The organism is Leucobacter alluvii (assembly GCF_039530485.1).
GTDB lineage: Bacteria > Actinomycetota > Actinomycetes > Actinomycetales > Microbacteriaceae > Leucobacter > Leucobacter alluvii.
Map to the genome: position 1 here is coordinate 436,183 of NZ_BAAAOP010000012.1, position 22,999 is coordinate 459,181.

Below are 22,999 nucleotides of genomic sequence, written 5' to 3' on the forward strand. Positions count from 1 at the left end.
GGACATCCATGGAGGACGCAATGACGCTGAATTCCGACCCAGCACGCCCCGTCGCGACCGAGCGCGCATCAGAACACGCCACCGCCCTGCCCCCGACCGACCCGGTCAATCTGCCGACCGGCCCCCTTCCCGTCGCGGAACGCCGGCAGCTCGACAAGAAGCGCCTCCGCGTGCTGCTCGCCGGCAGCGTCGGCCAGTTCATCGAGTTCTACGATTTCAGTCTCTACGGCCTGTCCGCGCTCACGCTCGCGACCCTGTTCTTCCCGAGCGACAACCCCGCCGTCGGCCTGCTCTCGACGTTCGCGGCCTTCGGCGTCGCGTTCTTCATCCGCCCGCTCGGCGGCCTGTTCTTCGGAGCCATCGGTGATCGCTACGGACGACGCCCGGTGCTCTACATCACCCTGCTGACCATTGGCGTCGCCACCGCCGGCATCGGCCTCCTGCCCACCTACGCTCAGATCGGTGTCGCCGCGCCGATCCTGCTCGTACTCTGCCGACTGCTGCAGGGGTTCTCGGCGGGCGGCGAATCGGTCGGTGCGCCAGCGTTCGTCTTCGAGCACGCCCCGAAGCATCGCCGCGGGCTGTGGCTCAACATCACCCTCGCAGCGACCGCGCTGCCCTCCGTCATCGGCGGGGCGCTGATCTTGACGCTGTCGCAGAGCCTGCCGGCCGACGCGTTCGAAGGTTGGGGCTGGCGTGTGCCGTTCCTGCTCGCGCTGCCGCTCGCGGCATTCGGGCTCTGGATCCGCTCGCGCACGGACGAGTCGGAGGCGTTCAAGGAGGTGCAGGCCGAGCAGCAGCAGAGCGAGGAACGACTGACTCCCATCCGCGACGCGTTCCGCGAGAACTGGCTGAAGATGCTCCAGGTCATCATGGTCATGGGCCTCACCGCGATGGGGTTCTACTTCCTCTCCGGCTACTTCGTCTCGTACGTGCAGACGGCGGGCGACCTCTCTCGCGAGAGCTCGTTGCTCGCCAATGCCGCTGCGATGCTGCTCTACGCGCTGCTCCTTCCGGTGGGCGGGATCATCGGCGACCGCGTCGGCCGCAAGCCGATGCTGATCGCCGGAGCCGCCATCATCGCCGTGATCGCCGTGCCTGCGTTCATGCTCGTGACGTCAGGATCACTGCCCCTCGCGATTCTCGGCCAGTTCCTGTTCGTCGGCGCCGTCTGCGTCTACGGCGGCGGGTGCTACACCTTCTTCGTCGAGATCTTCACGACCCGCACGCGCTTCACGTCGGCGGCCGTGAGCTACAACGTCGGCTACGCCATCTTCGGCGGCACCGCGCCGTTCATCGGCACGTGGCTGGTCGAGACCACCGGATTCGGCGCGAGCCCTGGCATCTACATGGCGGCGGCCGCCGCCATCGTGTTCCTCGTGCTCGTGCTCACACGAATTCCCGAAACCCACCCGCTGAAGCGGAAGCCCGCGACAGGAGTTGCCCGATGACCGACACCGCGTTCCTCGAAGATTTTCACGCCGTTTCCCGGATCGGCGCGACGCCGGCGAACGGCGTCGACCGCCAAGCCGCGACCCCCGCCGACCGCGAGACCCGCGAGTGGTTCCGCGCCTTCGCCGAGCGCCGCGGCTGGGAGACCCGCGTCGACGGCATCGGCAATCAGTTCGCGCTCGTCGAGCTCGTCCCCGGAGCGCCCTACGTGCTCCTGGGGTCGCACCTCGACTCCCAGCCCCTCGGAGGCCGGTTCGACGGCGCGTACGGCGTCATCGCCGGCCTGCACGCAGCGGCGCGGATCGCGGACCGGGCCGCAGCCTCCCCGGCAGCCGGTTCCACCGGCCCCGCTTACAACGTCGCCGTGGTCAACTGGTTCAACGAAGAAGGCGGACGTTTCGCCCCGTCCATCATGGGGAGCTCCGTGTTCGCCGGCATCAAGCGCGAAGACGAGATGCTCGAAGTGCGGGATCTGGGGGGCACGTCGGTGCGCGAGGCGCTCGCCGGCATCGGCTACCTCGGCACCGATGCGCGACCGGAGATCGCTTCGTACGCGGAGATCCACATCGAGCAGGGCCGCATTCTCGAGCGCGACGGCATTCCCATCGGAGCGGTGGATCGCAGCTGGTACACGCAGAAGCTCGACGTCGAAGTGCTCGGAGAGCAGTCGCACACCGGTGCGACTGCCATGGCGGATCGGCACGATGCGCTGCTGGGGGCCGCGAAGGTGATCGCCAAAGTGCACGAGGTCACCGAGCACTTCGAGCCGGAAACCCTCGTGTCCTCGGTGGGGCAATTGATTCTGGAGCCGAACTCGCCCATCGTCGTGGCCCGCCGAGTGCACCTGGTCGCCGACCTCCGAGCCGACGACGCCGACGTGGTGCTCGCCGCACGCGACCGTCTGCTCGCCGACATCGCCGATATCGCCGACGCCTACGGTCTGAGGATCACCGCCCGCGACTTCGATGTGCGCGACAACCAGCACTACCCGGAATCCGGCCTGGCACTCGCCGAAGCCGCCGCCGCCGAACTCGGGCTCGGCGCCCGCCGCATCCGCACCATGGCCGGGCACGACTCGGTCGCGATGAACCGCATCGCACCGACGGTGATGCTCTTCATCCCATCGGTCGACGGCGTCAGCCACTGCGAGCGCGAGTACACCCGGGACGAAGACATGATCGACGGCGTCGCGATGCTGGCCGAGGTCGGCTGGCGACTGGTGCACGGAGCGCTGCAGGCGGAGTTCGTCGCGGCCCCGGCCTCCGCGCCTGCGAACGCGTGAGTGGACGGAGCACGACCATGGCACCGACCGCTCTCGGCCGAGATCTCGATCTCGCATACATCGACGCGCACACCGCCAGGCGACGCTTCATCAGCGGCGACCTCACGCCGAGCGAGCTGCTCGAGGCGACGCTCGCCCGCATCGAGGAGGTGAACGGCGACGCGACGCACGGCGGCGTCAACGCCTTCACCGAGGTGCTCGCCGACTCCGCGCGGAAGGCGGCGCGAGCGGCTGACGCGGCGTACGCGGCCGCGGCGCCGGGCGATGCGCTCCCCCCGCTCCTCGGGGTTCCCATCGCGACGAAGGAGAAGCACGGGATCGCGGGACGCTCCCTCGTGCAGGGCCTCGAAGCGTGCCGTGGCGCCGTCGCCGACGCGCACCACCCCGTCGTTGAGCGGATCCTCGCCGCGGGAGGCGTGATCCACGGTCGCACGACCTCGCCCGAGTTCTCATGCGCGACCACGACGCATTCGCCCATGTGGGGCGTGACGCGCAACCCGTGGAACCTCGATGCCACTCCCGGCGGTTCGTCTGGTGGCGCCGGAGCGGCGCTCGCCGCCGGCATGGCGGTGCTCGCCACTGCCTCCGACATCGCGGGGAGCACCCGCATCCCGGCAGGGTTCACGGGCACCGTCGGATACAAGGCCCCGTACGGCCGCATTCCCGCGATCCCACCGCTCTCCGCCGATTGGTACCGCGGCGACGGGCCCATGGCCCGCACGGTGGCCGACGCTGCGTTGCTCGCCGAGGTGATGAGCGGCCGCCACATCGCCGACCACGGCTCCTGGGGGCGCCAGGGCGATGGCGAGCTCATCGCAGCACTCCGGGGCGCCGAGGGCGCCCGCGGGCTGCGCGTGGGGCTCTCGCTGACGCTGGGCGACTATCCGGTCGCTCCCTCGGTCCGGGTGCAGACGCTGCGCGCAGCCCGGGCCCTGGAAGCTGCGGGCGCCGACATCGTCGAGGTCGCGCTGCCCTGGTCCACCGAACGGTTGCGCCGCACGGCGTTCGTTCACTTCGGCCACATTCTCGGGCCGGCGATGGCGCAGCTCACCGCGGGTACCGAATCACAACTCGCCGCGTACACTCGCCGGTTCATCGCCGACGCGGAGCGGGCCGCGACCGGGGTGAGCCTGCCCGACTCGCTCGCGCTCGACGCGGCGGTGCAGGCCGAACTCGCCGCGGCCATGCACGGCCTCGACGTGCTGCTGACCCCGACGCAGGCCGTGGAGATGCTCGACGCCGACGGCGATTACCTCGACGGCATCGACGTCCCCGATGGCGATGGCTCCACCCGGCACCTCGAGCACTACTGGGAGGCGCACCTCACCAGCCCGTTCAACATTGCGAACCGGGTGCCCGTGCTCTCCGTACCCGCAGGAGTCTCGCCGTCGGGAGTGCCGATCGGCGTGCAGATCGTCGGCCACCCATTCGCCGAGGCGTCGGTGTTCCGAGCAGGGTCGGCGATCGCGGAGCTCGTCACGATGCCCCCCTACCCGCGGGCGATCGGGTGACCCCCGGCTCCCGCCCCTACGGCGCGACGACCCGGACGACGCCCTGCATCTCGGGGTGGATCGAGCAGAGGTAGGCGTACTCGCCCTCCTCAGAGAACTGGTGCGTGTAGCTGCCCTCGACGAGGAGCTCGCTCACGAAACTGCGATCCTCAGCGACGACATCGTGCTCGTTCGGCCCGACGAACTCCCATCGCACCGCCTGACCCGGGGCGATCTCGACCTCGGCCGGCTCGTACCGGTTGTCGGAGACCGTGACGGTCACCTCGGCCTGCACGTCGTCATCCGAGGCCACCGGCTCCGGCGAACCCACCGGAGCGCACGCGGCGAGCAGCACGGCGGCGGCCCCGCCGAGAACCCCCGCGGCCCCGCTCAGCAGGCGTCGCCGTGAGATATCGTGCGTCATGGCGCGCCCCGATCAGTGCTGGTGCAGCGCGCGGGCCGCATCGGTGATCGCGCCGGTCATCGACGGGTAGACGGCGAAGGCCGAGGCCACCTGATCGACGGTGAGCCGGTGCTCGACGGCGAGCGCGAGCGGGAAGATCAGCTCGCTGGCGCGGTGAGCGACGACCACCCCGCCGATGACGGTGCCAGACGCCTTCCACGCGAACAGCTTCACGAAGCCGTCGGTGAACCCGATCATCTTCGCCCGCGGGTTCACGCTCAGGGGAATGGTGTGCGAGATGGCCTTCGCGACATCGGATGCCTCGGCGAGCGAATTCTCATTCCACCCGACCGTCGCGATCTCGGGATAGGTGAAGACGTTCGCGGCGACGTTGCGCAGATCGATCGGGCGCACGAAGTCGCCCAGCGCGTGCATGATCGCCGTGCGACCCTGCATCGACGCGACCGACGCGAGCGGGAAGAAGTCGGTGCAGTCGCCCGCCGCGTAGATCGAGGGCACGTTCGTGCGCGCGACCTTGTTCACACGGATGTGACCGCTGTCGGTCAACGAGACGCCAGCCTCGGCGAGGCCGAGACCCGCAGTGTTCGGGATCGAGCCGACCGCCATGAGGCAGTGCGTCGCCTCGATGGTGCGCCCGTCTTCGAGTTCGACGAGCACGCCGTTCTCGGTGCGGGTGACGGAGGTGGCGCGCGACTTCGACATCACCTGCATGCCCAGCCGGGTGAACTCGCGCTCGATCACGCCCGCGGCGTCACGGTCCTCGCCGGGAAGCACCTGATCGCGGCTCGAGACGAGCGTCACCTCCGAACCGAGGGTGCGGTAGGCGTTCGCGAACTCGGCGCCGGTCACACCCGAGCCGACCACGACGAGGTGCTCGGGCACGCTCGGCAGATCGTAGAGCTGCTTCCACGTCAGAATGCGCTCGCCGTCCGGCTTCGCCGAATCGAGTTCGCGCGGGCTCGAGCCGACGGAGACGACGATGGTGTCGGCCTCGATGCGATCGAAATCAGTGCCGCCCCCGCCCGCAGCCGTCGAGATCACGACGGCGTTCGGGCCGTCGAGACGCCCCTCGCCCTGCACCACGCGCACGCCGGCGTCTTCGAGCGAGCGCAGCATGTCGACTGATTGCGCCCCGGCCATAGCGAGGAGACGCTTGTTGACCGCCGCGAGATTGACGGCGATCTCCGGGCGGACCGGCTTTCCGTCGCCACCGGGGACGAACGCCTGCACGCCGAGCTTGCCGGAGTCGCGCACGCTCTGCGCCGCGCTCGCGGTGGCGATGAGGCTCTTCGACGGGACGACATCGGTGAGCACCGCAGCTCCGCCGACACCGGCTCGCTCGATCAGGATCACTTCCGCCCCGAGCTGGGCTCCGGCGAGTGCCGCTTCATAGCCCCCGGGGCCTCCGCCGACTATCGCGATCCGATGCTTACGTTCATTCGCTTTCGCCATAGTGCAAGTCTACGCAGCCGCGCGGCACGGGGCCGCCGATCAACCGGGGTACTCGCCGCGCTGGCACTCCGAACGGCATTCGCGCTCGCAGTAGCCGGGCCAGCGCTTCTCGAGCCGACGATCCAGTCCCATCCAGTAGGTCTGCATGACGGAGCTCGTGCGGGCGCCCATCCACAGCTGGATGTTGCGCACGGCCTCTCCATCGGCCCACAGCCACTCGTCGAACCAGGCATCCACCGCGCCCGCGAGCGCCTCGCCGCGTCGTCGGCCGAGACCGGGCCGGGTGCTCTGCTCGCGCTGCTCGCGGCACAACCAGGTCACGCCGACGTTCGGCGGCGCCGGGAGATCCTCGATCTGGATCTCGGAGAAGACCTCGACGAACACGCGCCCGTACGCCGTCTCGGGAAGGCCGCGCAGCCACTCGCCGAGCTGCGGCAGGTCAGATGCATCCCCCGCTGCCAGTACGCAGTCGATGCCCTCGGGATCGACGACCGAGACCGCCTCGGGGAAATCGAATGGTTCGGAGATGTTCACGTCTTCATCTTAGGGCGTCCTAACCTTGATCGGAAGATCTCACAGCGAATTCGACGCCCCGCGACGAGCGCACCCGGCGGTGGTCATCGCGAGTCACGTGGCCGACCGCGCATGAGCGTTCGTTTAGGATCGACAGTTGCGAGCCTGCACGCGCGAAGGGATCACATCCGCCGCATGCGCACGCGCCGTCACCATACGATGAAGTTGGAAGGACCGCCACACATGACGAGGATCGACTCCTCCCCAGCAACCGCGTTCGACGGCATCACGGGCAAGGATTCGATCGGAGGCGGCATCCCGATTCCGACGCTCCGCTCGCGCACCGCCTACGCCCCCGCCGCCCTCGAACGAGACCCGGGGATGCCGGCATCGTCGTGGCGGTTGCGGAGCGACGCGTGGGAGTACCTCCGCTTCGCAGTGAAACGGCTCGCCACAGAGTCCGACACCGCCGACGCACTCGCCGCCGACGGGGAGGTGCACCGCAACCTGCGCGCACTCGAAACGATAGAGCTCTACTGGGCGGGGTTCGGTCAACGCTACGTCGCGGCGATCGGGGAACTCCTCGAAGCCGGGGACTACCGCACGGCGCTCGACCGCATCGGACGCGTGGTGAACCGGCTGCGGCACGACACCGTGCCCGACGAGCCCCGCGACGAGTTCCTCGACGAGCAGGAGCGCGCAGAATTCACCATCGACTCCGACCCGAGGCCGCGGTTCGAGGTGCTCGTCGTCGATGAGACGACGAGCCAGGATCGAGACGGTCTGCGCACGGAGGCGCTGCGCCTGCGCGGCCCGGCCGACGACTTCGTCTACGACTACGTCGTCGTGCCCTCCGCCGACGACGCCGTCGCGGCCGTGCTCACCAACCCGAACATCCTCGCCTGCGTCGTGCGCCCCGGGTTCAGCGAGCACACCCGGCAGAAGCTGAGCCGAGATCTGCAGGAGGCGATCCGCCTCGCCCGCGCCGAGGTCGTGCCGGGCGCCGCGCCGGCGCGGAGCTCGCTCGCCTCGGTGCAGCGCGTGCTGGGTCTCGCCGATACGCTCGCCGCGATCCGCCCCGAACTCGACCTCTACCTGATCGCCGGAGCGCACATCGAGGATCTCGCCGGCGCGCTCACCCGGCGCTTCCGCCGCGTGTTTCGGCGGGAGGATCAGCTCGAGCTCCATCTGACGCTGCTGCGGCGCGTCTCCCACCTCTACGACACGCCGTTCTTCTCGGCCATCCAGGACCACGCGCGGCGCCCCGTCGGCGTCTTCCACGCCCTGCCCGTCGCCCGCGGCGGCTCGGTCGTCGGGTCGAAGTGGATCCGCGACCTCGCGGACTTCTACGGCCTGAACCTGCTGCTCGCCGAGACGTCGGCCACGTCGGGCGGACTCGACTCGCTGCTCGCCCCGACCGGTGCGATCAAGAAGGCGCAGGACCTCGCCGCCCGCGCGTACGGGGCGAAGCACACCTTCTTCGTGACGAACGGCACCTCGACCGCGAACAAGATCGTGCACCAGGCCCTCATGGCCCCGAACGACGTCGTGCTCGTGGACCGCAACTGCCACAAGTCGCACCACCACGCCGTGATGCTGACCGGCGCGCGCCCCGCATATCTCGAGGCCTACCCCCTGAACGATTTCGCCTTCTACGGCGCGGTGCCCATCGACCGGATCAAGCAGCTCCTGCTCGACTACCGCGCCCAGGGCCGCCTCGACGAGGTCCGCATGATCACGCTCACCAACTGCACCTTCGACGGCATCGTGTACGACCCCGAGCGCGTGATGGCCGAATGCCTCGCGATCAAACCCGATCTCGTGTTCCTGTGGGACGAGGCCTGGTTCGCCTTCGCAGCGTTCCACCCCGTGACCCGGCGGCGCACCGCGATGGCGGCAGCGAAACGCCTCGAGCAGCAGCTCGGCACCTCGGCGCACGCCGCCGCATATCGCGCCCAGCGGGAACGGCTGTTCCCCTCGGGCGGCGAGACCCCCGGCTCCCCCGCCGCCGACGACGTCTGGCTCGCGGAGCGCCTGATCCCCGCGCCCGACGCGCGCATCCGCGTGTACGCGACGCAGTCGACGCACAAGACCCTGACCGCCCTCCGGCAGGGATCGATGATCCACGTCTACGACCAGGACTGGGTGCGCGACGCCGAGGAGGCGTTCCACGAGGCGTACATGACGCACACGTCGACGTCGCCGAACTATCAGATCCTCGCATCGCTCGACATCGGGCGTCGGCAGGTTGAGCTCGAAGGGTTCGAGCTCGTGCAGCGCCAGCTCGATCTCGCGACCAGCCTGTCTCAGGCGATCGCTCGGCACCCGCTGCTGCGCCGCACCTTCCGGGTGCTCACCGCGCACGACCTCGTGCCAGCAGCCAACCGCGATGCCGGGCGCCCGATGCCGCTGCGCGACGGGCTCGCATCGATGTGGCAGGCATGGGCGACCGACGAGTTCGTCGTCGATCCGTCGCGCATCACCATCGAGATCAGCCGCACCGGCGTCGATGGCGACACCTTCAAGCACGAGCACCTCATGGACCGATACGGCATCCAGGTCAACAAGACGAGCCGCAACACGGTGCTGTTCATGACGAACATCGGCACCTCCCGCAGCGCGATCGCCTACCTCATCGAAGTGCTCGTGAAGCTCGCCGAGCGCTTCGAAGAGGCCAGGGCGCAGGAGGATCCCGACGTTCTCGTCGCCGAAGAGACGCTGATGCCGCCGCTGCCCGATTTCAGCGCGTTCTCGCAGCGCTACGCCACCGACGGGGTGCTGCCCGACGGCGACATGCGCGCAGCGTTCTTCCGGGGGCAGCAGCGCGGTGCCGTCGAGCATGTCTCCCCCGCCGAGCTCGCCGAGCGGGTCGGGCGAGGCGAGCAGCCCGTCTCGGCCGGATTCGTCACGCCGTACCCGCCCGGCTTCCCCGTGCTCGTCCCCGGTCAGGTCATCTCTGCCGAGGTGCTCGATTTCATGGCCGTGCTCGACACGCGTGAGATCCACGGCTACGACGCCCGCCGCGGGTACCGCGTCCTCCGCCCGGAAGCGTGAACGGCGTCGGCGGCCGAGTGCTCGGGCGCTCTAAGCTGGAGCGCATGAGCGCCGCACCGTCCGACACCCCCGCCGCCCTGGCCGCTGAAGCCGCCTCCGCCATCGCCCGGTTGACCGGCGTGGAACGGCACGACATCGCCCTGACCCTCGGCAGCGGGTGGGGCAAAGCCGCCGATGTGATCGGGGAGACCGTCGCGGTCGTGCCCGCGGAGGAGGTGCCCGGCTTCCACGTCTCCGGCGTGCCCGGCCACTCGGGCACGCTCCGGTCCGTCCGGCTCGCGAGCGGCAAGCACGCCCTGATCATCGGTGCGCGCACCCACTACTACGAGGGGCGCGGCGTCCGCGCCGTCGTGCACGGCGTCCGCACCGCGGCCGCGGCGGGGGCCGAGATCATGATCCTGACCAACGGCGCCGGCGGCGTCGATCCTGCGTTCCGCGCGGGCGAGCCCGTCCTCATCAGCGACCACCTCAACCTCACCGCCGTCTCCCCCGTCGAGGGCGCGAACTTCGTCGACCTCACCGACCTCTACGCGTCGCGCTTGCGAGACATCGCCCGGTCCGTCGAGCCGGGCCTGCAGCAGGGGGTGTACGTGCAGCTGCCAGGGCCGCACTACGAGACGCCGGCCGAGATCCGCTACTTGCGCACGATCGGCGGTCAGATCGTCGGCATGTCGACCGCGCTCGAGGCGATCGCCGCCCGCGAGGCGGGGATGCAGGTGCTCGGGTTCTCGCTCATCACGAACCCGGCCGCCGGCATGGGGGATCCGCTGAGCCACGCCGAGGTGCTCGCCGAGGGCAGGTCCGCCGAGCCCCGCCTCGCCGATCTGCTCACACGCGTCGTCGCGGAGCTGTAGGCGCGCCGCCCGCTGCGCGCAGCTCAGCGGGCGGCCACTCTCAGCGGGCCGCCACTCACTTCAGCGGGGTCACTTGTGGAGTGTGTCGACGCCGACCACATGTCCGACACCCTCCGAAAGTGACCCGGGTCCGCGGGAACAGGCGGGCCGCCACTCACTTCAGCATGAGGCCGCGGCAGCTCGAGCGCCGCTAGGATCGGGGCAACGAGCACTCGAGGAGGAGCGCATGGAGTCGGTCGACGTCGTCGTCATCGGAGCGGGGTTCGCGGGGCTGATCGCGGCAAGAGAGCTGAGCACCGCCGGGCTGAGCGTGGTGGTGCTCGAGGCACGTGACCGCGTGGGCGGGCGCACCTGGACGGATCACCGCTTCGGGCACGATCTCGAGCTCGGCGGCACCTGGGTGCACTGGGTGCAGCCGCACACGTGGGCCGAGATGACCCGCTACGGGCGCGACATCGAGCGCAGCCCCAGCGCCGAGGAGGCGTTCTGGCTCGGTGCCGACGGCGTCTCCCGAACGGGCTCCATCGCCGAGTTCATGGCACTCATCGACGATGGGCAGCAGGGCATCATCGACGATGCGCGAGAGGCGATCCCGCGCGGCGTCGATCCGACGACGGGCCGCATCGCGCAGCTCGACAGCCTCACGGTGCAGGATCGCATCGACTCCCTCGACCTCACGCCGGAGGCACGGGCGGCGAACGAATCGGTGTGGGTCGGGCACGTCAACGCCCCGCTCGATCAGGTGGGCCTGTCGAGCGCTCTGCGCTGGGTCGCAGCCACGGGCGGGCACTGGCAGCTCATGCACGAGGCGTCGGCGACCTACCGCGTCGTCGGCGGCATGAGCGCATTCACCGCCGCGATCGCCGCAGACGTGCGCGGCGAGATCCGGTTCGGCGCCTCCGTTGCCGCGGTGGAGAGCGATGCCGACGGGGCGAGCGTCGAGCTGGTGGACGGCTCGCGGATCCGCGCTCGTCGCATCGTCTCCACGCTTCCGGCGAATGCCATCTCGACGATCGATTTCCGCCCACCGCTGCCCGATGCGTGGCAGCGGCTCTCGGCAGAGCGCGTCGCTTCGCAGGGCACGAAGGCGTGGATCCGGGCACGCGGCCACGTCACGCGGTTCTTCGCGTACGCGAGTCAGCACGACCCGCTCTCGGTGCTCAAAGCCGAGTACTACGGCGCAGACGCAGACGGCGACTACACGCTGCTCGTGGGATTCGGCCCGGATCACACGCGCCTCGACCTCGACGACGTCGCCGCCGTGCAGGCCGCCGTCGACGTCTTGCGGCCAGGCATCGAGGTGACCGGCGCGACCGGGCACGACTGGATGACCGATCCGCTCTCGCAGAACACGTGGATGACGCATCGCCCGGGGCAGCTCACCCGGGACCTCATCGAGTTGCAGCGACCGCACGGCGCCGTGCACTTCGCGACGACCGACAACGCGAATCTGTGGGGCGGCTTCGTCGACGGCGCGATCGAGAGCGGCTTGCGTGAGTCGAGGCGCATCCGGGCGGATCTCGCCTAGCCCCGACGCCCGCAGCACCCCGAAAACCGCAGCGGGGTCACTCTTCGTGCGTGTCATGGACGCGACACGCACGAAGAGCGACCCCGCTCGCAGGGTGTGCGGAGGAGGCTACCCCTCGTGCACGATGCGGCCGTCGACGACGGTCAGCACGATCGGCATCTCGGGCAGCGCGTCGGCATCGGTCGCGACCGGATCGGCGCCCCACACCGTGAGATCGCCGACGGCGCCGATGGCGATGACGCCGCGGTCGGCATGACCTCTCGCCTGCGCCGGCCAGAGCGTGTACGCGAGGAGCGCTTCCTCGCCGGATAGCCGCTGCGACGGCTCGAACACGTTCGCCGATGCGTCGCCCGGGGTGTGCCGCCCACGCGCCCACGCCATGCCGACGCGCGGGTCGTACTGCGCCACGGGCCAGTCGGAACCCAGCACGAGTCTCGCCCCCGCGTCGAGCACATCGCGCACGCGGTACCCGGTGTGGCTCCGATCCTCGCCCAGCCGCTTCGCCCACGTGTCGCTGTGGTCGGAGGATCGCCACTGCATGTGCAGCGGCTGCATCGAGGCGGTCACCCCGCTGCCGCGCAATTGCTCGACGTCCCCGTCGGAGAGCACTTCGAGGTGCTCGATCGAGTGGAACGGCAGGCCGTCACGCGCCGGCAGGGCGGCGTACACGTCGAGCACGCGGCTCACGGCGAAGTCGCCGACGGCGTGCGTCGCGATGAGCATGCCGGCGTCGTGATAGGCGCGCACGACGTCGCCATAGCGCTCCCACGACGGCCAGAACGCGGCGCGCCCGTCGCCGCACGAGTCGGGCTCGTGCAGCCACGCGGTCCCCGTATCGATGACGCCGTCGCTGAAGAGCTTGATGGCACCGGTCTGCCAGAGGCGGCCGGAGCGATCCTTCTCCGAGATGACGCGCGCCACGTCGGCGTCGGTGTCGCCGACGGCGTGCCAGTGGTGCACCGTCAGGCGGTGATCCAGCTCGCCCCGCTCCTCGAGCTCTTCGAGCAGGTCGACCGTGGCATCCTTGCCGTCCATGATCGCGCCGCCGGTGAGCCCCACGGCGGCGAGCCGACGGAACATGTCGCGCAGGCCGTCTCGCGCATCGTCGTGCGACGGCTGCGGCGCGGCATCGAATACGAGATTGTAAGCTGTCGGCTCGCGCAGCTCCCCGGTCGGGACCCCGGCTTCGTCGACGACGATCTCACTCGCGTCGTCGAAGTTTCTGGAACCCGTGATGCCCGCCGCGGCGAGCGCGGGGGCGGTCGCGAGCCCGGTGTGCAAGTCGTAGCAGATGAGCGCGACCGGTCGTCCGGGCGCGGCGTCGGCGAGCAGATCGCCGCGCAGCCCGGTGTGCTCGAAGGCCTCGTACTCGAGGTTCCAGCCCCGCAGCCAGGCGTCCTCCGGGAGACGCGCGTGCTCAGCGGCGAGCGCAGCGCGCAGCTCGTCGATCGTCTCGAGCCCGCCGAGATCGAGCCCGGCGGTCACCGATGCCGCCCAGTGCGGATGGGTGTGCGAGTCGAACAGGCCGGGCGTCACGGTGGCACCGCCGAGATCGCGGGTCGGTATCGCGAACTGCGCGGCAGCATCGGCGATCTCGGCGTCGGTGCCGACGAGTTCGATGCGGCCGGCGCGGATGAGGATCGCGGTCGCGTCGCTGGCCTCTCCGGTGTTGCTGCGCAGGGTCGCGCCGATCAGCGCGAGGTCGCCTCCTGAATGCTCCATAGTGCTCCGTGCTCCGTTCTCGGTTGCGGTCGATGGGTGGTGTGGCTGGCGATGCGCCGGCAGAGCGGTCAGTGCCTGCCGATCGGGCTGTAGTGCCGGCGCGGCGCGGTCTCCGTGCCGAACCGTGCGGGATCCCAGTGGCGGTCGAATTCCGCGTCCGTCGGTTCGCCGGCTACGAGGGCCGCGAGGTACTCCCCCATGAACGCAGCGTACTTGAACCCCTCGCCGGAATCGCCGCAGGCGAGCACGACGGACGGGTGGATGCGGCCGATGATGAAGTCTCCGTCTCCCGAGTCGGTCCAGGTGCAGACCTGGGTTCCGAGCACCCGGGGCACGATGGACGTGAGATCGCGTGCGACCCGTGCTCGGATCGTCTCGGTGCGGGCGGGGTCTGGGCGCCGATCGAGATCGTCGCCCAGCGTCCCTCCCGCAAGCGGGCGCAAGGGCCGGTCGAGCCCGATCTTGTAGCCGGAGGCGCCGTTCGGCATCGCGTAGACGCCGGCCGAGTCGGGTCCGTGCTCCGCGGGGGTCTCCGGCGGGCAGTCGACGAGACCCGGAAGGTCGGGAGCGGGCGGCGCGCCAACTGGGTCGCCCACATAGACGACCTGCTCGATGTAGGGCGTGAGCGGCAGCGCGATGCCGAGCCCGGGCAGCAGTTCGGCTGTTCCCGGCCCGGCTGCGACGAGCACTTGATCAGCGGAGCGGTGTTCTCCGCGCTCGAACCGCACCGTGGCCGAGGCGTCTCCCGGCTCGATCGCCGTGACGCGGGTGTGCGGCAGGTAGGTGCCCCCGGCCTCGATGAACGCTTCGAGGCCGCGCTGGAGCAGACGATGGATGTGCACGACGCCCGCCTGCTCGACGTAGAGCGCGTCTCGTCCATCGGATCGCAGACCGGCGAACGCCTCTCCGACACGGTCGGCCGAGATGCGTTCCACGGGTTCGCCGATCGCGGTGAGCGACTCGGCCACGGCCGGCAGTGAGGCGTCATCTCGCCACAGCATACCGGTGCGGCGGTACACGGGTTCCTTCAACCGTTCGCTCAGGCGGTCCATGGCGTCGAGCGTGCCCCGCAGCGACCGAGCGCGCCACGGCTGCGTGTCTGCGAGGCGCCACAGCCGCGTGCTGCCGCCGTTCGACGCCGACGGGCCGCCCGGTTCGAAGCGCTCGACGAGGGTGACGTCCCACCCGCGATCCTGCAGGTCGAGCGCCGCGGGGAGCCCCCAGGCCCCCGCCCCGACCACGATCGCGGATCTGCGACCCGTGCGCGTGGCCATCCGGTCAGTCCGCGATCGTCGTGAAGTGCTTGCGCAACGGCTCGTGCACGCGCCACACCCCGATCCAGCCCGACGGCATCACCATGACGTCGCCCGGCCCGAATTCCTCCGGCTCGTGGCCTGCGACGTCGATGGTCACGCGACCCGAGAGGATGGTGCAGATCTCGGTGTACCCGAGTCGCTCGGCGGTGAAATCACCGACGGTGCACTCCCACAGTCCGGTCGAGATGCGCCCGTCGTCCCAGACCTCCGTCGAGGCCTCGGTCTGGCCGGGCGTGAGCGCGGTCGGTTTCGGTCCGTGCGGGCCGAGCACGAGCGCGTCGGTGCCGTGCGCTGAGTACGTGCGGACAGTGCTGGTGGTGCTCATGGATGATGCTCCAAACGTGTGCTGCGTCAGTGCCGGCCGGTGACGACGTCGGCGATGTGGGCGATGGGTGAGGTCTGCTTGCGGCCTGCGAGTTCCGAGCGGTCGGCGAGTCCGTACGCCGCGTACAGCCCCTTGGTCGCGAGCCAGCGCAACGGCTCCGGCTCCCACCTGCGCACGCGGTGATTGACCCACGGAAGCCCCGTGATCTCGCTGTCGTTGCCGAGAATTAGGTCGGCGATCGTGCGGCCCGCGAGGTTCGTCGAGGTGACTCCGGTGCCGACGTAGCCGCCGCCCCAGGCGATCCCCGTCGAGCGGTCGAGCCCGACCGTGGCCGCCCAGTCGCGCGGCACTCCCAGAACCCCCGACCACACGTGGTCGATCGCCGCCCCGCGCGTCAGCGGGAAGAAGCGGTGCAGGATCTCGCTGAGCGTCTCCACCGTCACCTCGGGCGTGCGGCCATCCGTGTCGGTCTTCGACCCGTACTGATAGGGCACCCCGCGCCCGCCGATCGCGATGCGGTCGTCTGCGGTGCGCTGGGCGTACATGTAGACGTGCGCGAAATCGCCGAGCACCTCGCCCTGGTTCCAGCGCAACTCGTCCCAGACCTCGGCGCTGAGCGGTTCGGTCGCGATCAGCGACGAATTCATGGGCAGCCAGAGCCGGTGCAGGCCCTTGAGGTTCGCAGTGAAGCCCTCGGTCGCGCGCACCACGTATTCCGCGGAGACCGTGCCGTGCGTCGTGTGCACCCGGTGCGGAGCGATCTCGACGACGCGGGTGCGCTCGTAGATCTCCACACCGAGGCGCTCTGCGGCGGCCGCGAGACCGGCGACGAGCTTGGCGGGCTGGATACGGGCCGCGTGGGGATGCCAGACGGCTCCCAGCGTGTGGGCGACGTTGATCTTGGCCTGCGCCTCCGGCCGTTCCAGGAGCTCGAGATCGGTGTGCTTCCAGCGCTGCTCGGACGCGGCGAACGCCCGCATCCGGGCCTCCTGCGCCGGGGTGTAGGCGACCCCGAACTCGCCGCCCCGCTTGATGTCGGCGTCGATCCCCTCGGCCTCCGTCACACGGATCACCTCGTCGACCGTCTCGTTCATCGCGCGCTGGAAGCGCTCGACGGCGTCACGGCCGTGGGTCTTCTCGTACTGCTCCCGGCCCCCGGTGATGGAGTTCGTGAGCCAACCGCCGTTGCGACCGGATGCGCCGTAGCCGGCGTGCCGCTGCTCGACGACCACGACACGGAGCTCCGGACGCTGCTGCTTCAGGTAGTACGCGGTCCACAGGCCGGTGTACCCGGCCCCGACGATCGCGACGTCGGCGGTCAGGTTGCCGGGGAGTTCCGCTCGCGGCGTCGGTGCGCCGATCTGCTGCCACCAGTGGGAAACGTTGCCATTGATCATGAATATCGGTCTTTCTGCCTCGTCGGGCGATGGGGTGCGTGATGTGGCGGCCGCGGCCGCGGCGTGTCAGACGGAGAAGACCGAGGCCGCTCCCGGGTTCCAGCTCAGCCAGGCCGACTCGTTCTCTCCGTGCAGCCAGTCGAGCCCTCGCGTGCCGCGGACGACACCGGTCGAGCCGTCGGGCAGCACGACCTCGTACTTCCAGCCGGACCCCAGGTAGATCGCCTGGCGCACGGTGACGGGCACCGTCGGGTGACCCGCGCTCGCGCCGTCGGGCGTCGCGTGGAGCTCGCCGTGCTCGGGGCGCACCACGGTGATGTTCCGCCCATCGTCGCTCACGACCTTCGTGGATTCGCCGATGAAGCCGGCGACGAAGAGCGATGCCGGGCGCTCGTACAGATCCTCGGACGTGCCGACCTGCTCGATCCGGCCCTCGTTGAACACGGCGATGCGATCGGAGAGGGTGAGCGCCTCCTCCTGGTCGTGGGTGACGAAGACGAAGGTGCGCCCGACCTCGCGGTGCACGCGGCGCAGTTCGAGCTGGAGGCGCTCCCGCAACTGCTTGTCGAGTGCGCCGAGCGGCTCGTCGAGCAGGAGCACTTTCGGTTCGAAGACGAGCGCTCGCGCGAGTGCGACGCGCTGCTGCTGACCTCCCGAGAGCTCCTTGGGATGGCGATCCTCATATCCCTCGAGACCGGCGGTGACGAGCGCGGCTCGAGCGCGCTCGGCCGCATCGGCCCGAGCCACCTTGCGCTGCTTGAGCGGGAAGAGCACGTTGTCGAGCACGGAGAGGTGCGGGAAGAGCGCGTAGTGCTGGAACACGATGCCGAGTCCCCGCTTGTGCACCGGCACATCGTCCATGCGGCGGCCGTCGATCTCGACGTAGCCCTCGGTGAGATCGGTGAACCCGGCGATGAGGTTGAGGGTCGTCGTCTTCCCGGATCCCGACGGGCCGAGGAAGGTCATGAATTCGCCGGCCTCGACTCTGAGCGAGACGTCGTCGAGGGCGATGGACTTCGGATAGTGCTTCGAGACCCCTGCGAGCAGGATCTCGGCACCGCGCTGGTTACGCTCGTCGGGCACGATTTTTCCTTCCGGTCAGCACCAGCGCGCCGATGACGAGCACGGTGGTGAACACGAGAATGACGGTCGCGGCTGCGGCGAGCGTCGGGTCGGTATCGCGAGTGACACTCGCGTACATGAGCACAGGGAGGGTGTTGAGGTACGGACTCTTGATGAACAGCGAGAGCACGACCTCGTCGAACGACGTCACGAACGCGAAGAGCGCCCCCGAGACGATGCCGGGGATGATGTTCGGCAGCGTCACCGTGAGGAAGGTCTTCAGCCGGCTCGCGCCGAGACTGAGCGCCGCCAGTTCGAGTCGATCGTCGAAGCCGGCAAAACCAGCGGTGATCGCGATGACGGTGAATGGCAGCGCGAGCACCGTGTGGGCGAGCACGAACCCGACGACCGTGCCGACGAGCCCGAGCTTCAAGAAGACGGCGTAGATGCCGATGGCGACAACGATGCCGGGCACCACCATGGGCGCGAGCAGACCGATGCGAAGCGTCGTCGACATCCGCTTGTTCGTCAGCGCCCGCAGCCCGAGAGCCGCGAGGAGACCGAGCACGGTTGCGAGCAGCGCGACCAGCAGACCGACGAGCAGCGAGTTCGAGAGCGCGGAAGTCCAGGCGCGGTTCGAGAAGAACGACTCGTACCACTGCAGCGACCACGTCTCCGGGGGGAAGGCGAAGGACGCCTTGCCCGTGAAGCTCAGTGGAATCACGACCAGGGTGGGCGCGATGAGCCAGAATGCGACGAGCACGCTGAACGCCCAGAGCACCACGCGGGTGACAGGGTGGATCTTGATCATCAGAACACCTCCACGGCAAGGCCTTTACGGCGTGCTGAGCGCACGATGAGTCCCACGATCGCGAGGAGGAGGAACGTCGCGACCAGCAGGATCACGCCGAGCGCACCGCCTCTGCCCCATTCGAGCAGGCTGCTCACCTGCGCGTAGATGGCTTGCGCGAGCATGCTGTCGGACGGCGAGCCGAGCAGGGCCGGGGTGACGTAGAACCCGAGCGACTGGATGAACACCATCAGCGAACCCGCGGCGATACCCGGGATCGAGAGCGGCAGGAAGACCCGGAGGAAGGCGATCGACGGGCGGGCGCCCAGTGAGCGCGCTGCGGTGACGAGCCTGCCGTCGATTCCGCTCATGACCGCGTAGAGCGGCAGCACCATGAACGGCATCAGCACCTGGCTCAAGCCGATCAGCACCCCCGTGTTGCTCCGGAGCAGCTGGAAGGGCCCGAGACCCAGGAACTCGAAGAACGAGTTCACGACGCCCGAATCCTGCAGCAGCACGATCCACGCGAACGTGCGGATCATCAGCGACGTCCAGAACGGAATCAGCGAGATGACGACGAGTACGACGCGGGCGCGCGGCCCGACCACCGTCATCAGGAAGGCGTAGGGATACGCGAGCAGCAGGCAGATGACGGTCGCGAGGAACGCGTTGCCGAACGTGCGGCCGAGGATCTCGAGGTTCTGGGGGTTCTGCAACGCCCAGGTGTAGTTGCCGAAGCCGAGCTCGGGCTCGGTGACGCTGCGCCACATGCTCTCGAACACCGGATACGCGAAGACTCCGACGAGCAGGGCGTAGGCGGGGAGCAGGAGCAGGAGCGCCCGGGCGGGTGCGCGCCGCGAGGTGTTCGCGGCGCGCACCACGGGGAGATTCGTGGTGGTCACGGGGTATCAGCTCATCCCTGCAGCCACGCCATCCAGCGCTCGAGCTCCGCGTCGTAGTTCTCCGCCCACCAGGCCGCGTCGGTCGGGACCATCTGGTCGGCGATCGCGGGGTCGGTGACGAGGAACTCCTGTCCGAGTTCGTCGAGCGCGGGCTGCGCCTCATCGTGGACGGGCGAGTAGGAGGTGAGCTCGGTGAGCTTCTCCTGCTGCTCCTTGCCCAGGTAGTAGTTGAGGAAGGCCATCGCAGCGTCGGGGTTCGCCGCGCCCTTCGGCACGCCGAGCGCCTCGACGATCTGCAGCGACTCGTTCCAGATCGGCTTGTAGTTCGCCCCGTTCTCGACGGCCGCGTAGCCGCGACCCGACCAGACGAGCGCCATGTCGGCTTCACCGGACTCGATCATCTGCTGCGACTCGGCTCCGGTCTTCCAGTAGATGAGATCGTCGCGGATCGTGTCGATCCGGTCGTACGCCCGGTCCATGTCGAGCGGGTACAGCTCGTCGGCCGCGACGCCGTCGGCGAGCAGTGCGCCCTCGTAGACCCCGGGTCCGACATCCTCGAAGCCCGCGATGGCGCGCTTGCCGGGGAACGCCTCGGTGTCGAAGAAGTCCTTCCACCCGGTCGGCGCCGTCGGGTATGCGTCGGCGTTGTAGAGGATGACGTAGCCGTACTGCATCGCCGGAACGTAGCAGTCGCCGACCAGGCCCTCCGGCACGTGGGAGGTGTCGACGATCGATGTGTCGATGTCCATCAGCAGGCCGTCTTCACCGCACTGCTTCTGCGCCCAGATGATGTCGGTGTCGACGACGTCCCACGTCACGGCGTTGTTGTCGACCTGCGCCTTCACCTTCGCGTACTCGGTGGGCCCGTCCTCGAGCACATTCGCGCCCGACTCCTCGGCGAACGGCGTGCCGATGGCCTCCATCTGGCCCTCCTGGAACACGCCGCCCCAGGAGACGAAGGTGAGGTTCAGCCCGTCGAGCGCGCCCTCCTTCACGACACCGGCTTCCGCCGGGCCGCTGCCCAGGTCGATCTCCGCGGCGGGTCCTGCTGCCGAGCATCCTGCGAGCAGCGCCCCGGCCCCCAGGAGTGCCAGGCCCGACGTCAGTGTGCGGGCGGTTCGTCTCTTCATGATGCGTCCTCTCCATTGATGGTCAAACATGATGCGATGGCGGGTTCGGTCAGCCGACGTGGACGTCTTCGACCGGGGTCGGCGGGCTGTTGATCCACATCACGCTCGCGGGTGCGTCCGATTCGTTCGCCACCCGGTGCGGCACCGAGCTCAGGAACTCGATCGAGTCGTCGGTGCGCAGCGTGTAACGGTCGTCGCCGAGCTGGAGCATGATCTCGCCCATCGTCACGACGAGCATCTCCTGCGATTGCCCGTGCGTGTAGAGATCGGATCCGGTCGAGCCTCCGGGCTCGAAGTGCCCGGCGTACACCTCGAGATTGCGCAGCGGCGGCAGCGACAGCACGTACTTGTCGGCTCCCTCGAGTGGCAGCGTCGGCCGATCGGCAGCGCGAAGCACGCCCCTCGTGTGCACGAGCTTGTCGTCGAGCAGCTGCGCGGCCGAGACGCCGAGCGCGACGGCGATCTTGCGCAGCGATGCGACGCTCGCATTCGTGCGGGCGTTCTCGAGCTGGCTCAAGAAACTCGAACTCACGCCCGCGGCTGCGGCGAGCGCGCGCAGGCTCATCCCGCGCACCTCGCGAAGCGCGGCCACCCGGCGTCCGAGTTCCAGCGCATCATCTGCCGACATGGTCCTCCTCGAACCGCTATACCGCACGAGTGCGGATACTGAACAAAGTGTTCAGTGGATGTAGACCCACCGTACAGTTGCCGCTTCGATCCCGCAACGAGCGATACATGTTCGTGACCTTTCCTCTCGAAGCTCCCGCACGAGATCATGGTGGTCGGGCGCTCACACAAGATCGCGCCGAAGTGAAATCGGCGCGGATCCTGCGTATTATTACGGGGTCTGCCACAAGCGGGCACGCCCGACGTCGCGCACTGAGCCCGATCCGGGTTTGAGTTGCTCGCACACACGCAATCCTTTTCGAAAGCCGCACTGTGTCAGCCACCACTTCCCTCCCATCGACTCAGCCTCGCAACTCGCGCTCGCGCGTGATTCTCGCGAGCCTCGTCGGCACGACCATCGAGTTCTACGACTTCTACGTCTACGCGACTGCAGCCGTGCTCGTCTTCCCGCACCTCTTCTTCCCCTCTGAGAACGAGACGACCGCGCTGCTCGCGTCGTTCGCGACCTTCGGCGCTGCGATGCTCGCACGACCCGTCGGCGCGATCTTCTTCGGCCACCTCGGCGATCGCCTCGGCCGCAAGACCACGCTCGTCGCCTCACTCCTCACGATGGGCATCGCGACCTTCGCGATCGGCCTGTTGCCGACGCATTCGCAGATCGGCGTGTGGGCGGCCGTGCTACTGCTCGTCATGCGACTCGCGCAGGGCTTCGCACTCGGCGGAGAGTGGTCCGGCGCCGCGCTCGTCGCAACCGAGAACGCTCCGGCTGGCAAGCGCGCCTGGTACGGCACGTTCCCGCAGCTCGGCGCCCCCATCGGCTTCATCATCGCGAACATGCTCTTCTACGTGATCAACCACCTGCTGGCCGATCCGGCGAACCCGGGTCAGCCTTCGGCGGCCTTCCTCGAATGGGGATGGCGCATCCCGTTCCTCTTCTCAGCGCTGATGGTGATCGTCGGCCTCTGGGTGCGTCTCAAGCTCGTCGAGTCGCACGCCTTCGAGCAGGCCAAGCAGTCGGGCGGAGTGAAGCGCATGCCGATCGCGGAAGCGTTCCGGTTCCACTGGAAGGGTCTGATCCTCGGCACCTTCGCGATGCTCGCGACGTACGTGCTGTTCTACCTCATGACCTCGTACACGCTCACGTACGGAACGCGTCCGACCGACGCGGAGGTGCCCGGGGCCGGCTACACGTACAACGCCTTCATCCTGATGCTGGTGTTCGGCGTCGTGTTCTTCGGCATCTTCACGCTCGTCTCCGGCCCGCTCGCCGATCGCTTCGGCCGCCGCAAGACCCTGCTCGTCGTGACCGGCGCGATCGTCCTGTTCGGTCTGCTCTTCGTGCCGATGCTCGGCGGCGGCAGCACACCGATGGTGATGTTCTTCCTCGCGCTCGGCTTCACGCTCATGGGCCTGACGTTCGGACCGATGGGCGCGTTCCTCCCCGAGATGTTCCCGACGAACGTGCGCTACACCGGCTCGGCCGTGGCGTACAACGTCTCGTCCATTCTCGGCGCCGCGCTCGCTCCGATCGTCGCCGTGTGGCTCTGGGGCCTCGCCGACGGCAGTCCGCTGCTCGTCGGCCTGTACCTCTCAGGTGCCGGCCTCGTGACGTTCGTGTCACTGCTGCTCACGAAGGAGACGAAGGACGTCGACATCGACGCCTGACGCTCGCTCGTCGA

The 22,999-nt window shown here is 69.1% G+C and carries 19 protein-coding genes; 7 read left to right on the forward strand and 12 right to left on the reverse strand.

Features of this window, described 5'->3' with window-relative positions:
* The first annotated feature begins 20 nt into the window (after positions 1–20).
* The 3 genes from ABFX18_RS13225 to ABFX18_RS13235 are packed head-to-tail and all read left to right on the forward strand — an operon-like array spanning position 21 to position 4,245.
* Entirely contained in the window at positions 21–1,451 is a 1,431-nt protein-coding gene (locus ABFX18_RS13225; protein WP_090146597.1) for an MFS transporter, read from the forward strand.
* Positions 1,448–2,734 carry a M20 family metallo-hydrolase gene (locus tag ABFX18_RS13230; RefSeq protein ID WP_346058569.1) on the forward strand — a complete coding sequence of 429 codons (1,287 nt, stop codon included), beginning with the start codon at positions 1,448–1,450 and terminating at the stop codon, positions 2,732–2,734. The genes ABFX18_RS13225 and ABFX18_RS13230 overlap by 4 nt, the downstream gene beginning before the upstream one ends.
* A 17-nt stretch (positions 2,735–2,751) precedes the next feature.
* Complete coding sequence (locus tag ABFX18_RS13235) at positions 2,752–4,245, forward strand: amidase (protein WP_346058570.1); 1,494 nt, start codon at positions 2,752–2,754, stop codon at positions 4,243–4,245.
* A 16-nt stretch (positions 4,246–4,261) separates the two neighbouring features.
* Here ABFX18_RS13235 and ABFX18_RS13240 read toward each other — a convergent pair whose 3' ends face one another.
* The 3 genes from ABFX18_RS13240 to ABFX18_RS13250 are packed head-to-tail and all read right to left on the reverse strand — an operon-like array spanning position 4,262 to position 6,634.
* Entirely contained in the window at positions 4,262–4,648 is a 387-nt protein-coding gene (locus ABFX18_RS13240) for a cupredoxin domain-containing protein (protein ID WP_211650037.1), read from the reverse strand.
* A gap of 12 nt (positions 4,649–4,660) precedes the next feature.
* Complete coding sequence (locus tag ABFX18_RS13245; protein WP_090146593.1) at positions 4,661–6,100, reverse strand: NAD(P)H-quinone dehydrogenase; 1,440 nt, start codon at positions 6,098–6,100, stop codon at positions 4,661–4,663.
* Positions 6,101–6,139: 39 nt separating this feature from the next.
* A complete protein-coding gene (locus tag ABFX18_RS13250) occupies positions 6,140–6,634 on the reverse strand; it encodes an SIP domain-containing protein (RefSeq protein ID WP_346058571.1) in 495 nt (164 codons plus the stop codon).
* Between the two features lie 222 nt (positions 6,635–6,856).
* Here ABFX18_RS13250 and ABFX18_RS13255 point away from each other — a divergent pair, with 222 nt between their 5' ends.
* The 3 genes from ABFX18_RS13255 to ABFX18_RS13265 all read left to right on the forward strand — a co-directional run bounded on the left by ABFX18_RS13255 (position 6,857) and on the right by ABFX18_RS13265 (position 12,049).
* Positions 6,857–9,667 carry an aminotransferase class I/II-fold pyridoxal phosphate-dependent enzyme gene (locus ABFX18_RS13255; RefSeq protein WP_346058572.1) on the forward strand — a complete coding sequence of 937 codons (2,811 nt, stop codon included), beginning with the start codon at positions 6,857–6,859 and terminating at the stop codon, positions 9,665–9,667.
* A gap of 44 nt (positions 9,668–9,711) precedes the next feature.
* The gene (locus ABFX18_RS13260; protein ID WP_346058573.1) at positions 9,712–10,521 is read left to right on the forward strand and encodes a purine-nucleoside phosphorylase; all 810 of its coding nucleotides are present in this window, start codon (positions 9,712–9,714) and stop codon (positions 10,519–10,521) included.
* Positions 10,522–10,747: 226 nt separating this feature from the next.
* Complete coding sequence (locus ABFX18_RS13265; RefSeq protein WP_346058574.1) at positions 10,748–12,049, forward strand: flavin monoamine oxidase family protein; 1,302 nt, start codon at positions 10,748–10,750, stop codon at positions 12,047–12,049.
* Between the two features lie 108 nt (positions 12,050–12,157).
* Here ABFX18_RS13265 and ABFX18_RS13270 read toward each other — a convergent pair whose 3' ends face one another.
* The 9 genes from ABFX18_RS13270 to ABFX18_RS13310 all read right to left on the reverse strand — a co-directional run bounded on the left by ABFX18_RS13270 (position 12,158) and on the right by ABFX18_RS13310 (position 21,321).
* Positions 12,158–13,771, reverse strand: a complete 1,614-nt coding sequence (locus ABFX18_RS13270) for an amidohydrolase (RefSeq protein ID WP_346058575.1) — start codon at positions 13,769–13,771, stop codon at positions 12,158–12,160.
* 68 nt (positions 13,772–13,839) lie between these two features.
* A complete protein-coding gene (locus ABFX18_RS13275; RefSeq protein WP_346058576.1) occupies positions 13,840–15,045 on the reverse strand; it encodes an NAD(P)/FAD-dependent oxidoreductase in 1,206 nt (401 codons plus the stop codon).
* A 4-nt stretch (positions 15,046–15,049) separates the two neighbouring features.
* A complete protein-coding gene (locus ABFX18_RS13280) occupies positions 15,050–15,412 on the reverse strand; it encodes a cupin domain-containing protein (RefSeq protein ID WP_346058577.1) in 363 nt (120 codons plus the stop codon).
* Positions 15,413–15,438: 26 nt separating this feature from the next.
* On the reverse strand, positions 15,439–16,809 hold the full coding sequence (locus ABFX18_RS13285) for an NAD(P)/FAD-dependent oxidoreductase (protein ID WP_346058578.1): 1,371 nt from the start codon (positions 16,807–16,809) through the stop codon (positions 15,439–15,441).
* 66 nt (positions 16,810–16,875) lie between these two features.
* Entirely contained in the window at positions 16,876–17,892 is a 1,017-nt protein-coding gene (locus tag ABFX18_RS13290) for an ABC transporter ATP-binding protein (RefSeq protein WP_346058579.1), read from the reverse strand.
* Entirely contained in the window at positions 17,876–18,682 is an 807-nt protein-coding gene (locus ABFX18_RS13295; protein WP_090146575.1) for an ABC transporter permease, read from the reverse strand. The genes ABFX18_RS13290 and ABFX18_RS13295 overlap by 17 nt, the downstream gene beginning before the upstream one ends.
* Positions 18,682–19,563 (reverse strand): ABC transporter permease subunit, encoded by an 882-nt coding sequence (locus ABFX18_RS13300; RefSeq protein WP_090146573.1) that lies wholly within the window; start codon positions 19,561–19,563, stop codon positions 18,682–18,684. Before ABFX18_RS13300 ends, ABFX18_RS13295 begins: the two co-directional genes overlap by 1 nt.
* Positions 19,564–19,574: 11 nt before the next feature.
* Positions 19,575–20,693, reverse strand: a complete 1,119-nt coding sequence (locus ABFX18_RS13305) for an ABC transporter substrate-binding protein (protein WP_090146571.1) — start codon at positions 20,691–20,693, stop codon at positions 19,575–19,577.
* Positions 20,694–20,742: 49 nt separating this feature from the next.
* The gene (locus tag ABFX18_RS13310; protein ID WP_346058580.1) at positions 20,743–21,321 is read right to left on the reverse strand and encodes a helix-turn-helix domain-containing protein; all 579 of its coding nucleotides are present in this window, start codon (positions 21,319–21,321) and stop codon (positions 20,743–20,745) included.
* A gap of 311 nt (positions 21,322–21,632) precedes the next feature.
* Here ABFX18_RS13310 and ABFX18_RS13315 point away from each other — a divergent pair, with 311 nt between their 5' ends.
* On the forward strand, positions 21,633–22,985 hold the full coding sequence (locus tag ABFX18_RS13315; protein WP_346058581.1) for an MFS transporter: 1,353 nt from the start codon (positions 21,633–21,635) through the stop codon (positions 22,983–22,985).
* Positions 22,986–22,999 lie beyond the last annotated feature (14 nt).

Coding starts and splice junctions, on each gene's coding strand:
- ABFX18_RS13270 (WP_346058575.1), bottom strand. CDS start 13,771: ATGGAGCATTCAGGAGGCGACCTCGCGCTGATCGGCGCGACCCTGCGC.
- ABFX18_RS13240 (WP_211650037.1), bottom strand. CDS start 4,648: ATGACGCACGATATCTCACGGCGACGCCTGCTGAGCGGGGCCGCGGGG.
- ABFX18_RS13280 (WP_346058577.1), bottom strand. CDS start 15,412: ATGAGCACCACCAGCACTGTCCGCACGTACTCAGCGCACGGCACCGAC.
- ABFX18_RS13265 (WP_346058574.1), top strand. CDS start 10,748: ATGGAGTCGGTCGACGTCGTCGTCATCGGAGCGGGGTTCGCGGGGCTG.
- ABFX18_RS13245 (WP_090146593.1), bottom strand. CDS start 6,100: ATGGCGAAAGCGAATGAACGTAAGCATCGGATCGCGATAGTCGGCGGA.
- ABFX18_RS13225 (WP_090146597.1), top strand. CDS start 21: ATGACGCTGAATTCCGACCCAGCACGCCCCGTCGCGACCGAGCGCGCA.
- ABFX18_RS13310 (WP_346058580.1), bottom strand. CDS start 21,321: ATGTCGGCAGATGATGCGCTGGAACTCGGACGCCGGGTGGCCGCGCTT.
- ABFX18_RS13255 (WP_346058572.1), top strand. CDS start 6,857: ATGACGAGGATCGACTCCTCCCCAGCAACCGCGTTCGACGGCATCACG.
- ABFX18_RS13235 (WP_346058570.1), top strand. CDS start 2,752: ATGGCACCGACCGCTCTCGGCCGAGATCTCGATCTCGCATACATCGAC.
- ABFX18_RS13295 (WP_090146575.1), bottom strand. CDS start 18,682: ATGATCAAGATCCACCCTGTCACCCGCGTGGTGCTCTGGGCGTTCAGC.
- ABFX18_RS13260 (WP_346058573.1), top strand. CDS start 9,712: ATGAGCGCCGCACCGTCCGACACCCCCGCCGCCCTGGCCGCTGAAGCC.
- ABFX18_RS13305 (WP_090146571.1), bottom strand. CDS start 20,693: ATGAAGAGACGAACCGCCCGCACACTGACGTCGGGCCTGGCACTCCTG.
- ABFX18_RS13230 (WP_346058569.1), top strand. CDS start 1,448: ATGACCGACACCGCGTTCCTCGAAGATTTTCACGCCGTTTCCCGGATC.
- ABFX18_RS13275 (WP_346058576.1), bottom strand. CDS start 15,045: ATGGCCACGCGCACGGGTCGCAGATCCGCGATCGTGGTCGGGGCGGGG.
- ABFX18_RS13285 (WP_346058578.1), bottom strand. CDS start 16,809: ATGATCAATGGCAACGTTTCCCACTGGTGGCAGCAGATCGGCGCACCG.